9 protein-coding genes and 3 tRNA genes are annotated in these 11,433 nt (G+C 63.1%); 7 read left to right on the forward strand and 5 right to left on the reverse strand.

Annotation, left to right across the window (positions count from 1 at the left end; all coding sequences use genetic code 11):
• The first annotated feature begins 110 nt into the window (after positions 1-110).
• Positions 111-1,121 (forward strand): UDP-glucose 4-epimerase GalE, encoded by a 1,011-nt coding sequence (gene galE / locus SDENCHOL_RS08135; protein ID WP_154716777.1) that lies wholly within the window; start codon positions 111-113, stop codon positions 1,119-1,121.
• Between the two features lie 14 nt (positions 1,122-1,135).
• On the opposite strand, the gene SDENCHOL_RS08140 is transcribed toward galE, so the two are convergent.
• Genes SDENCHOL_RS08140 through SDENCHOL_RS08150 form a run of 3 tightly spaced genes read right to left on the reverse strand, consistent with a single transcriptional unit; the run spans position 1,136 to position 3,765 of the window.
• Complete coding sequence (locus SDENCHOL_RS08140; RefSeq protein WP_154716778.1) at positions 1,136-1,879, reverse strand: arginyltransferase; 744 nt, start codon at positions 1,877-1,879, stop codon at positions 1,136-1,138.
• On the reverse strand, positions 1,876-2,625 hold the full coding sequence (aat, locus tag SDENCHOL_RS08145) for a leucyl/phenylalanyl-tRNA--protein transferase (RefSeq protein ID WP_154716779.1): 750 nt from the start codon (positions 2,623-2,625) through the stop codon (positions 1,876-1,878). Before aat ends, SDENCHOL_RS08140 begins: the two co-directional genes overlap by 4 nt.
• Positions 2,626-2,631: 6 nt before the next feature.
• Positions 2,632-3,765, reverse strand: coding sequence for an ABC transporter ATP-binding protein (locus SDENCHOL_RS08150; RefSeq protein ID WP_154716780.1), 1,134 nt, complete (start codon positions 3,763-3,765; stop codon positions 2,632-2,634).
• A gap of 127 nt (positions 3,766-3,892) precedes the next feature.
• Between SDENCHOL_RS08150 and SDENCHOL_RS08155 the strand changes: the two genes are divergently transcribed.
• Positions 3,893-5,524 carry an ABC transporter permease gene (locus SDENCHOL_RS08155; RefSeq protein ID WP_154716781.1) on the forward strand — a complete coding sequence of 544 codons (1,632 nt, stop codon included), beginning with the start codon at positions 3,893-3,895 and terminating at the stop codon, positions 5,522-5,524.
• A 115-nt stretch (positions 5,525-5,639) separates the two neighbouring features.
• Here the strand turns inward: SDENCHOL_RS08155 and SDENCHOL_RS08160 are convergent, their stop codons facing one another.
• Complete coding sequence (locus SDENCHOL_RS08160) at positions 5,640-6,680, reverse strand: extracellular solute-binding protein (RefSeq protein ID WP_231912947.1); 1,041 nt, start codon at positions 6,678-6,680, stop codon at positions 5,640-5,642.
• Positions 6,681-6,951: 271 nt separating this feature from the next.
• On the opposite strand from SDENCHOL_RS08160, the gene SDENCHOL_RS08165 reads away from it, so the two are divergent.
• Positions 6,952-7,905 carry a patatin-like phospholipase family protein gene (locus SDENCHOL_RS08165; protein ID WP_154716782.1) on the forward strand — a complete coding sequence of 318 codons (954 nt, stop codon included), beginning with the start codon at positions 6,952-6,954 and terminating at the stop codon, positions 7,903-7,905.
• Positions 7,906-8,028: 123 nt separating this feature from the next.
• Here SDENCHOL_RS08165 and SDENCHOL_RS08170 read toward each other — a convergent pair whose 3' ends face one another.
• Complete coding sequence (locus SDENCHOL_RS08170) at positions 8,029-8,547, reverse strand: C40 family peptidase (RefSeq protein ID WP_154716783.1); 519 nt, start codon at positions 8,545-8,547, stop codon at positions 8,029-8,031.
• Between the two features lie 275 nt (positions 8,548-8,822).
• Here SDENCHOL_RS08170 and SDENCHOL_RS08175 point away from each other — a divergent pair, with 275 nt between their 5' ends.
• From SDENCHOL_RS08175 to SDENCHOL_RS08190, 4 genes are all read left to right on the forward strand, one after another.
• Positions 8,823-10,724, forward strand: a complete 1,902-nt coding sequence (locus SDENCHOL_RS08175) for a propionate--CoA ligase (RefSeq protein WP_154716784.1) — start codon at positions 8,823-8,825, stop codon at positions 10,722-10,724.
• 83 nt (positions 10,725-10,807) lie between these two features.
• Positions 10,808-10,884: transfer RNA gene (locus SDENCHOL_RS08180), tRNA-Val, on the forward strand.
• Between the two features lie 118 nt (positions 10,885-11,002).
• Positions 11,003-11,078: transfer RNA gene (locus tag SDENCHOL_RS08185), tRNA-Glu, on the forward strand.
• A gap of 118 nt (positions 11,079-11,196) precedes the next feature.
• Positions 11,197-11,273 (forward strand) — tRNA-Asp (locus SDENCHOL_RS08190).
• Positions 11,274-11,433: the final 160 nt, after the last annotated feature.

Raw genomic sequence — 11,433 nt, forward strand, 5'->3', positions numbered from 1 at the left:
ATTCTTTGCATTCTTCACTTATCATCGCGAGTCTGCGGCCATGCTGCCGGGAATGACTGCCTGTCCGGTGCAGGAAGTCAGCAACGAGAACGACGAGCGACGGAATTGACATGATATTGGTGACGGGCGGCGCGGGCTATATCGGTTCGCATACGGTGGTGGAGTTGCTGGCGGCGGGCCATGAGGTGCTGATCGTCGACAATCACTCCAACAGCAAGGCATCGGTTATCGAACGCATTGGCCGCATTGCGGGGCGCGTGCCGCTGCATGTCGCGGCGGATGTCCGCGATCGCCGGGCGATGCGTGGCTTGTTCGAGGCCTATCCGGTCTCGGCGGTGATTCATTTCGCCGGGCTCAAGGCGGTGGGCGAGTCGGTCGTCCAGCCCTTGCGCTATTACGACAACAACGTGGCCGGCAGCCTGGTGCTGTTCGAGTGCATGGCCGAGGCGGGGGTGCGCACGCTGGTGTTTTCCTCTTCGGCGACGGTGTATGGCGATCCGCGCAGCGTGCCCATCCGTGAGGACTTTCCGCTGTCGGCGACGAATCCCTACGGACGCAGCAAGCTGATGATCGAGGAGATGCTGCGGGATCTCGCCAGATCCGATGTCCGCTGGCGCATCGCGCTGCTGCGCTACTTCAACCCCGTCGGGGCGCATGCTTCGGGCATGATCGGGGAGGATCCCACAGGGATTCCGAACAACCTGATGCCGTATGTGGCCCAGGTCGCCGCCGGCAGGTTGCGCGAGCTTTCGGTGTATGGCGACGACTATCCGACGCCGGATGGCACCGGCATACGCGATTACATCCATGTCGTCGATCTGGCAAAAGGGCATCTGGCCGCCCTGGCGGCGCTGCCGCGGCACGATGCGCCGCTGGTGGTGAATCTCGGTACCGGCCGGGGCTGCAGCGTGCTGGAGATGTTGCGCGCTTTCGAGCGGGCCAGCGGACGCGCGATTCCCCATCGCATCGTGGCGCGCCGGCCGGGCGACGTCGCGCAGTGCTATGCGGATCCCGGCCGCGCACGTGAATTGCTTGGCTGGTCGGCCCGCCTGGACATCGACGACATGTGCCGCGATACCTGGCGCTGGCAGCAATGGATGGCCGGACAATCGCTCGAATGAGCGTTGCTTGCTGATCACTCTTCCTTGGGCTGTTCGGTCCATTGGCCGCCGATGAGCATTTCCAGCGGCTGGAAGTTGGACTTGTAGGCCATCTTGGGACTGTCCTCGATCCAGTAGCCGAGATAGACGTACTGCAGTCCCATGTGCGCGCACTGGGCGATCTGCCAGAGGATGCCGTAGGTGCCCAGGCTGGCTTGCGGCAGGTCCGGATCGTAGAAGGTGTAGACGGATGAAAGGCCGTCCGGCAGCAGATCGATGATGCTGATCATACGCAAGGTGCTGCCTTCGGCCTCGCCGTCACGGAATTCGATCAGGCGGCTGTCGACATGGCTTTGCAGCAGAAACTGCGCGTACTGGTTGCGGCTGTCGAGGTCCATGCCGCCGCCGCTGTGGCGGCTTTGCTGGTAGCGCTGGTAGAGGGCGTAATGCTCCTCGCGAAACACCAGGGAGCGTTGCGTGGCGACCAGATTGCTGTTGCGTGCCAGGGCGCGGCGCTGGCTGCGCGTCGGCACGAAGCGGGCGACCGGCAGGCGCACCGGTATGCAGGCCCGGCAGGCGTCGCAGAAAGGGCGATAGGTGAATGAGCCGCTGCGCCGGAAACCGGCGCGCACCAGTTCGCTATAGAGGGTCTGGTCGATCAGGTGGTTGGGCGTGGCAACCTGCGAGCGCGCGATACGGTTGGGCAGGTAGGAGCAACCGTAGGGCGCGGTGGTGTAGAACTGCAGTTGCGAGAAATGGGGTTCGTGAAGCTTGCTCATGTCCTGCCGAAGTCATGTCGACGATGGGTTGTGTCATTGCCATGCGGTTTCAGCGTCGCACCGGCCGCCCAGCATCCGGCGCCATCCCGTGGCTGGTCCGTCGTTGAGGCGGCAAGCCGGGCAAGGAATTCACCGCGGGAAATCTCGCGGGCGCCGAGCGTGGCCAGATGCGTCGTCTTCATTTGGCAATCTATCATGACAAAGCCGTTCCGTTCGAGATGGCGGCACAGGTGGACGAGGGCGATCTTCGAGGCGTCGCGTACCCGCGCGAACATCGACTCGCCATAGAAGACCCGGCCCAGCGCGACGCCATACAGGCCGCCGGCCAGCTCGCCATCGATCCAGGTTTCGACCGAGTGCGCGTGGCCAAGCGCGTGCAGGCGCGTGTAGGCAAGCTGCATTTCCGGGCTGATCCAGGTGCCGGGTTGGGCATGGCGTGGCGCCGCGCACTCTGCCATGACGCGGCCGAAGCGGGTATCGAGGCGCACTTCGTAGGCGCGGTTGCGCAGCGTCCTGGCCAGCGAGCGCGAGATTTTCAACTCGGCGGGGAACAGCACCATGCGCGGATCGGGACTCCACCACAGCAGCGGGTCGCCCGGCGAATACCAGGGAAAGATGCCGCGACGATAGGCGGCAAGCAGCCGCTCGGGCGACAGATCGGCGCCGGCGCAGAGCAGTCCGTTCGGTTCGCGCAGCGCCTGTTCCACCGGCGGGAACGGATCATCGCGTTGCAGCAGGGGGATCATGCGGCGTCAGCGAAGCGCGGCGGCTGGGCCGTGTGCTGGCGATGAGCCGGCGTGTTCGGCGTGTTCATTCCTGAAGGCGACGACATGGCTGACGTCCAGGCGGATGCCGATGGATTCGCCGATGGCGTGGTTGTGGTGCGAAGGTACCAGGGACAGCACTTCCATGCCGCTGCCCAGACGCAGGGTGTACAGGATCTCGGCGCCGCGAAAGGCCTTGTGGCGGACTTCGGCATGCAACGGGCTACTGTCATCGTGGATGATGTCGTCGGGGCGCAGCAGGATTTCAATGCTTTCGGTGTTCTGCGCCTGTCCCCGGCAGGCATCCTGCGCGCAATGGATGGGTTGCGCCACGCAGATGCGGCCGAGTTCGATTTCGACGCAGCAGGGATCGAGGAGTCTGCCGGGAAGAAAGACGCCCTGGCCGACGAAATCGGCGACGCAGCGGTTGGCCGGGCGGTGGTAGAGGTTGTAGGGCGTATCCCATTGCTGGATGCGCCCCTGCGCCATGACGCCGACTTCATCGGCCATGGCAAAGGCTTCGTGCTGGTCGTGGGTCACCAGCACGGCGGTGATGCCCTGCTGCTTGAGTATCTCGCGCACCTCGAGCGAGAGACGCTCGCGCAGGTCGACATCCAGATTGGAGAAAGGCTCGTCGAGGAGGATCAGTTGCGGGCGCGGCGCCAGGGCGCGGGCGAGGGCGACGCGCTGTTGCTGGCCGCCGGAGAGCTCGTGCGGAAATTTGTTTTCCTGGCCGGCCAGGCCAACCGTGGCCAGCAGTTCCGCAACCCGCGTCTTGCGTTGCGCCTTCGGCAGAGGGTTGCGACCACGCAGGCCGAAGCCGATGTTGTCGGCAACGCTCAGATGCGGGAAGAGGGCGTAATCCTGGAATACCATGCCGATCTGCCGCTGCTCGGGTGGCAGCATCATGCCGGCCCGGCTCAGTGTATTTGCGGCGACGCGGATTTCACCGGCGGCGATTTCCTCGAAGCCGGCAATGCAGCGCAGCAGCGTGGTCTTGCCGCAGCCCGAGGGTCCCAGCAGGCAGGCGATGCTGCCGCGTTCAACGGCCAGGCTGACGCCATCGACGACAGTGTGACTACCGTAACGCTGGATGATGCCGGCAAGCTCGAGAAATGCCATGGATATGATCTGTTCCGGCAAAAATGCCGTAAATGCGCAGCGTGCGTGGTGCGTGGGACGTGGTGCGTGGCAATGATGGCGGCCAGGAGGAGCGGGCAATTATAATTCCCATCCACAAAGCCGACACATGACGATCCCGCGCCTCAACTTCCTGCTTTTGTTTGCCGCACTCATCGCAGTGCTGGTAGGTTTGCCGGTCGCCAGCGTATTGGCAAATATCTTCAGCGGCGGTACCGAGGAAATCTGGCGTCATCTGGCCGCCACCGTGTTGCCGGAATATGTCGCCAATACGCTGTGGCTGTGCCTCGGGGTCGGCTTGGGCGTGATCGTCGTCGGCGTGGCCACCGCCTGGCTGGTGGTCATGCACGAGTTTCCCGGCCGGCGCATTTTCGAGTGGGCGCTGGTGCTGCCGCTGGCGATGCCGGCCTACGTGCTGGCCTACGTGTATACGGATTTCCTCCAGTTCGCCGGCCCGCTGCAGACGGCCTTGCGCGAGTTCTTCGACTGGGGGCGGGGCGATTACTGGTTTCCCGAAGTGCGCAGTCTGGGCGGCGCCGTCAGCGTGTTCATCTGCGTGATGTATCCCTACGTCTATCTGCTGGCGCGCACCGCCTTCATCGAACGCAGCAGCGGCATGCTCGAAGCGGCGCGCAGCCTTGGGCAGGGGCCCTGGCGCAGCTTCTTCAGCGTCTCGCTGCCGCTGGCGCGTCCGGCCGTTGCCGCCGGCGCGGCGCTGGCTTTGATGGAAACGCTGGCCGACTATGGGGCGGTTTCCTATTTCGCCGTGCAGACATTCACCACCGGAATTTATCGCGCCTGGTTTTCACTCGGCGACCGGACGGCTGCCGCGCAACTGGCCGCCTTGCTGCTCGGATTCGTGATTCTGTTGCTGGCGCTTGAACGCCATTCGCAGGGACGGGCGCGGTTCTACAACACCACGGGACGCAATCGTCCGGCGCGCGGCAGGCTGCGCGGTGGCCGTGCGCTCGCCGCCTGGCTGGCCTGCATGCTGCCGCTGTTCTGCGGTTTCCTGCTGCCCGGCGGCCTGCTGCTGCGGCTGGCACTGCTTGATGAGGAAGCGCGGTTCGGCATGCGTTTCATCGAACTTTCCGGCAACAGTTTTCTGCTCGCCGGTCTGAGCAGCCTGCTGGCGGTTGCGCTGGCCCTGTTGCTGGCCTACGGCGCCCGTCTGTCGAAAGGGCATGCCGCAGCGGCGCTGAATCGCCTGGTCGGCCTGGGTTATGCCGTGCCGGGCTCGGTGATTGCCGTCGGTGTGCTGATTCCCGTGACGCGCCTCGATCACTGGCTTGCCGCGCAGTGGCTGTCGTTGACCGGCGACAATCCCGGCCTGCTCCTGACCGGCGGGATTGCCGCGCTGGTATATGCCTATCTGGTGCGCGTACTGGCGGTGGCGCTGCAATCGGTACAGGCCAGTCTGGCCAAGATCACGCCAAGCATGGATGCCGCTGCCCGCAGCCTGGGACTCGGCCAGACGGCAACCTTGCGCCGCGTGCATCTGCCGATGCTGCGCGGCAGCCTGCTGACGGCCGGCTTGCTGGTGTTCGTCGATGTGATGAAGGAACTGCCGGCAACTCTGGTGATGCGGCCGTTCAATTTCGATACGCTGGCAACCCAGACTTACACCCTGGCGGCGGACGAACGTCTGGCCGAGGCTTCGGTTCCCGCGCTGGCGATCGTCGTCGTCGGACTCCTGCCGCTGATCGTGCTTTCGCGCCAGATTGCCCGCGGCGGGCGTTGATCTGGCGGCAGCAAAAAAAACGCCCCGATGAACGGGGCGTAAACCAGGGGAAAAAGTTGCGCTGCTTGGTGTGTTTGGCGGCGTGGGGCGCTTTACGCTTCGCTTCAGTTGCGCTTCAGCGGAAGCCGGCGCGGTCGAAAATCATCTGGGCCTTGGCGCGGTATTTCGCGAGCTCGCCGACTTCCAGGGTGTCGGCCTTGAACGGGCCGAGGCTGTCGAGGGCGGGGTTGCTGACCTTGACGCCGGCAACGACCGGCCATTCGTTGTTGCCGTCGGCAAAGTAGCGCTGGGACGCATCGCTGGCGAGATATTCGAGGAACTTCACTGCCGCTTCCTTGTGCGGCGCGGTTTTCAGCATGCCGCCGCCGGAAACGTTGATGTGGGTGCCGTTGCCCTGCTGGTCGGGCCAGACGACGCCGATGCGTTCGGCGAGCTTGCGGTCATCCGCTTTTCCCGAGCGCATCAGACGCGCCACATAGTAGCTGTTGCTGAGTGCCACGTCGCACTCGCCGGCGGCGACCGCCTTGATCTGGTCGGTGTCGCCGCCTTTCGGCGGGCGGGCGAAATTGGCGACGACGCCGCGCGCCCATTCTTCGGCCTTCGCTTCGCCCTCATGGGCGATGATGGAGGCCAGCAGCGACAGGTTGTAGGGATGCGAACCGGAGCGCGAGCAGACCTTGCCCTTCAGCGCGGGCTTGGCGAGATCGGCGTAATTGCGCACTTCATCCGCTTTGATGCTGCGTTTGGCATATACGATGACCCGGGCGCGCGTCGAGAAAGAGAACCAGTTGGCCGTGCGCAGATGCACCGGAATGCGTGATTCGAGCAGCTTCGAGCTGACCGGCGCGAACAGGCCGAGATCGTCGGCGGCGGCCAGGCGCGCGGCATCGACGGTGAGCAGGACATCTGCCGGGCTGTTCGCGCCTTCGTTGCGGATGCGCTCCAGCAGTTCTTCTTCCTTGCCTTCGATGCGATTGATCTTGATGCCGGTTTGTTTGGTGAACTCGCTGTAGAGTGCCTCGTCGGTTTGATAATGACGTGCCGAATACAGATTGAGCACGTTTTCTTCGGCAGCCTGGGCCGTTTGGCCCAGCGGGAGCGCCAGGGCAAGGCAGCATGCGAGCAGGTAGCGGGTGGGACGCAGGTTCATGATCATGACGCGATTTCCTGGGTGGAAGCTGATGGCAGCGGATGACAAATCTGAAGCGCCGATGATAGAGAAGAAATCGTGATTTGTAAATGAGAATAATTCGCAACAATTTGTTGCTGTTTATTTACGATTCGAGTGGGCAGCCCCGATACGGCTTCTGTCTGGCTCACTTTCGACTGGCGGCAGGACATTCCGCGCGTCCGGCGCGGCGGCGGGGCTGCCGTTCGGGGCCGGAAACAGGGCCGGGAAGATCGAGGCAGGCTAGAATTCACGCACCATGAAGAAGTTTCCCTGCCGGGCGGGATGCGGATCGAGTCTTTTTTCCGCAGTCCTCGTCGTTTTTCTGCTCTCCGCCTGCGCCCAGTGGCTGCCGTTCAAGGAACCGCCGCCTGCCGTACCTGCGCCCGCCGCCAAGTCGCAGCCGCCATCTCCGCCTCCGCCGCCCAGGATCGCTCTGGCGCTGGGCGGCGGCGCGGCGCGCGGCTTTGCCCATGTCGGCGTGATCAAGGCGCTGGAGGCGCAGGGCATCGTGCCGGACATCATCGTCGGCACGAGTGCGGGCGCGGTGGTCGGGGCTCTGTATGCCGCCGGCCACAGCGGTTTCGAACTGCAGAAACTGGCCTTGCAGATGGACGAAGGGCAGGTGGCCGACTGGTCTCTGCCGGCGCGTGGCGTCATCAAGGGTGAGGCTTTGCAGGATTTCGTCAATCGCGCCGTCAATCAGCGGCCGCTGGAAAAGATGCCTCGTTTGTTCGCCGTCGTGGCAACCGATCTGCAAAGCGGCGAAGCTGCGGTTTTCCGCAGCGGCAACACCGGCATGGCGGTGCGGGCGTCGAGCAGCGTGCCGGGCGTGTTTCAGCCGGTCGTGATCAATGGGCATGAGTATGTCGATGGCGGCCTGGTTCATCCCGTGCCGGTGCGCGTGGCGCGCTCGCTTGGGGCCGACTTCGTGATTGCCGTGGATATCAGCGCTCGACCGCAATATGGCCGGGTGCAGAGCACGCTCGACGTGCTGCTGCAGACCTTTGCGATCATGGGGCAGAGCATCGGCCGGCATGAGCTGCCGGAAGCCGACATGGTGATTCGTCCGGAAACGCCGAACATCCGCGCAACCAGCTTTCAGGATCGCCACCTGGCCGTGCTGGAAGGCGAAAAGGCCGTCGCCGTGCTGCTGCCTGAACTCAGGCGCAAGCTGGCGAAGCTGCGGGAAGAGCGCCAACAGCGTCAATGACGCCAGTAGCGCCGGAAAGCTCGGGAATCGGGAGGGCTGCGTCCGGGTAGCGAATCAGGCTGCAGATTGCAGACCGTGGGTTACGGCAGCCGATGCCGGCAAGCAGGCCGTTCGGCGGTTCGGTTATATGCCGTCGATGCGCCGGGCGCCGTTGTAGCGCTTGCCCCAGTATTTCTCTCGCAAATCGTCGATGCGCACCTTGCCGCCGGAGGCCGGGGCATGGACGAACTGCTGGTTGCCCAGATAGATGCCGACGTGGGAAAAGGCGCGGCGCATGGTATTGAAGAACACCAGATCGCCTGGCTGCAACTCGTCCTTATGGACGGTTTCGCCTCGGTGGCTCATTTCGCGCGCCGTGCGCGGCAGCACGGTGCCGACGCTCTTGAAAACATGATTGACGAGGCCACTGCAGTCGAAGCCGGTTTCCGGTGAACTGCCGCCGCGCCGATAACGTATTCCAATGAAGGCCAGGGCGCGTTCGGCCGCCTTTTCGGCGCTTTCGCCGGTACGTTCGAGCAGCGAAGGCTCATCCGCGAGCTGCTGACGGACGGTGTGGAAATCCTCGGCGACCTGATCGGCCTGGCAAGGTGCCGTGGCCAGGCAGGATAGACTCAGAAAAATGGCAAGGATGCTGCTGCGCATGTCGTCGGATGTCGGGGCAAGTCTGGGCTGAATGGGAGCAAATGAAAGCGGATGGAAGCCAATTGGAAGCGAATCGAAGCCAATGCGGCAAAACTTCACAGCCGCCGAATATATAACGATAAATTTACACTGTAAATATTTCGCTTTCTTTCACAGGCCTCGCTTCCTTCCAACAGGAGGGATATTCTGTCGCTTTTCGTTGCTTTGGCGTGCCTGGGCGTATTTGCGGGGGCCGTGGCGGACATTGCCGGAACTGCGACAGAAAGGTGGGGATCATGGACAAGTACCAGAAATACCTGAGTTTCTATCGTCGCTCCATCGAGCAGCCCGAGGCTTTCTGGGCGGATGAGGCCGCATTGATCGATTGGCACGTGCCGCCGCGCCAGATACTCGATGATTCGCGGCCGCCCTTTGCCCGCTGGTTCGTCGGCGGCGAGACCAATCTTTGCCACAACGCCGTCGACCGTCATGCCGCGGTGCGGCCGGATGCGCGGGCGCTGATTTACATCTCGACCGAGACCGGAACGGAACGGGTCTACAGTTTTCGCCAGTTGCAGCAGGAGGTCATGCGCATGGCCGCCATCCTGCAGGAACTGGGCGTCGGCAAGGGCGACAGGGTGCTGATCTACATGCCGATGATTCCCGAGGCCTGTTTTGCGATGCTCGCCTGCGCGCGCATCGGTGCGATTCATTCGGTGGTCTTCGGCGGTTTTGCCGCCGCCTCGCTGGCCACGCGCATCGACGATGCCCGCCCGGCGTTGCTGATTTCTGCCGATGCCGGCATGCGCGGCGGCCGGGCCATCGCCTACAAGCCGCTGGTTGACGAAGCCTGCGCGCTGGCGCAGTTTCCACCGGCCAGGGTGCTGCTGGTGGATCGCGGTATCGAGGAAATGAAGCGCGTTGCCGGGCGCGATGCCGATTACGCGGCGCTGCGCGCAAAGCACATGGCGGCGCAGGTGCCGGTCACCTGGCTGGAATCCGGCGAGCCGTCCTATATCCTGTACACCTCCGGCACCACCGGCAAGCCCAAGGGCGTGCAGCGCGACGTCGGCGGTTATGCGGTCGCGCTCGCCTCGTCGGTCAAGCGCATCTATTGCGGCGAGGCGGGCGGGACGTTCTTCTCGACTTCGGACATCGGCTGGGTGGTGGGGCATTCCTACATCATCTACGGCCCGTTGCTGGCCGGCATGGCAACGGTGATGTACGAAGGCACGCCGATTCGGCCCGACCCCGGTATCTGGTGGAAGATCGTCCAGGATCATCGGGTGAATGTGATGTTCAGCGCGCCGACGGCCATCCGTGTGCTGAAAAAGCAGGATCCGGAATACTTGCGCAAATACGATCTGTCTTCGCTCGAACGTCTCTACCTGGCGGGCGAACCGCTCGATCAGCCGACGCATGAATGGATCATGGCGGCCCTGCAAAAGCCGGTGATCGACAACTACTGGCAGACCGAGACCGGCTGGCCGATGCTCTCTCCGGTGCCGGGCGTCGAGGAGACGCCGATCAAGTTCGGCTCACCGGCCTTTCCGGTCTATGGCTACAACCTCAAGCTGTTCCGCGAAGACGGCAGCGAGGCGGCCGTCAATGAAAAGGGTGTGGTCGGCATACTTCCGCCGCTGCCTCCCGGCTGCCTGACGACGGTATGGGGCGATGATGCGCGTTTCGTCAGTACCTATTTCTCGCTTTTCAAGGAACCCCTGGTGTATTCCTCGTTCGATTGGGGAATCCGCGATGAAGACGGTTATTACAGCATCCTCGGGCGTACCGATGACGTGATCAACGTGGCCGGCCATCGCCTGGGCACCCGGGAAATCGAGGAAGCCGTGCAGGCGCACGCTGCCATTGCCGAAGTTGCCGTCGTCGGCGTCACGGATGCGCTCAAGGGCCAGTTGCCCATGGCTTTCGCCGTCGTCAAGGAACCCGCCCGGACGGCCACCGTGGAAGGGCGCCGGCAGCTCGAGCAGGAAGTGATGGCCACGGTCGACAGTCTGCTCGGCGCGATCGCCCGGCCGGCGCGCGTACATTTCGTCTCCGGTCTGCCCAAAACGCGTTCCGGAAAAATGTTGCGCCGTTCCATCCAGGCGCTGGCCGAAGGCCGCGATCCGGGCGATCTGACCAGCATCGACGATCCCGGCACGCTGGAGCAGATCAGGCAGATACTGGGCGCGGGTTGAAAAACGACAACGCCAAAAGTACGAGAATTTTTGAAATTTCCGTTGCGCGGCATGGAATGTGTTGCTAGAATGCGCAGCTCTTCAGGCGCGTAGCTCAGCTGGTTAGAGCACCACCTTGACATGGTGGGGGTCGTTGGTTCGAGTCCAATCGCGCCTACCAGGATCTGGTAGTGAAAGTTGTACAAAAGTTGCAAAAAACAGCAGAGACGCAATATAATGCCGGTCTTTGCTGGCGGCAGTCAGGCAGCAAACCGGCAGCACAGCAGCAAAAGCGTATTGACCCCATCGTCTAGAGGCCTAGGACAATACCCTTTCACGGTATGAACCGGGGTTCGAATCCCCGTGGGGTCGCCAAACAAAAGCGTTGCCAAATCAGCAGAAAATGGCAGCTCTTTGGGTTTCAAGGTACCAAGGCACGAATCGTACTAAGGTATCAAGGCACGAATCGCCGGAAATCCAGCAGCTTTGGCGCGGAGTGGTAGTTCAGTTGGTTAGAATACCGGCCTGTCACGCCGGGGGTCGCGGGTTCGAGTCCCGTCCACTCCGCCAACATAAAACCCTGTAGGCACAATGGCCTGCAGGGTTTTTTCTTGCGTGCTCAGTATGAGCGTGCGGGCTACGGGCGTATGGACGCACCGGCGCACACTCTCGACAAGTTCGTTCTGCTTCAACCTTGCCTCAGCCTTGTCTCGGCATGGTATCGCCGTGA

The sequence above is a fragment of the Sterolibacterium denitrificans genome (assembly GCF_900174485.1).
Classification (GTDB): domain Bacteria; phylum Pseudomonadota; class Gammaproteobacteria; order Burkholderiales; family Rhodocyclaceae; genus Sterolibacterium; species Sterolibacterium denitrificans.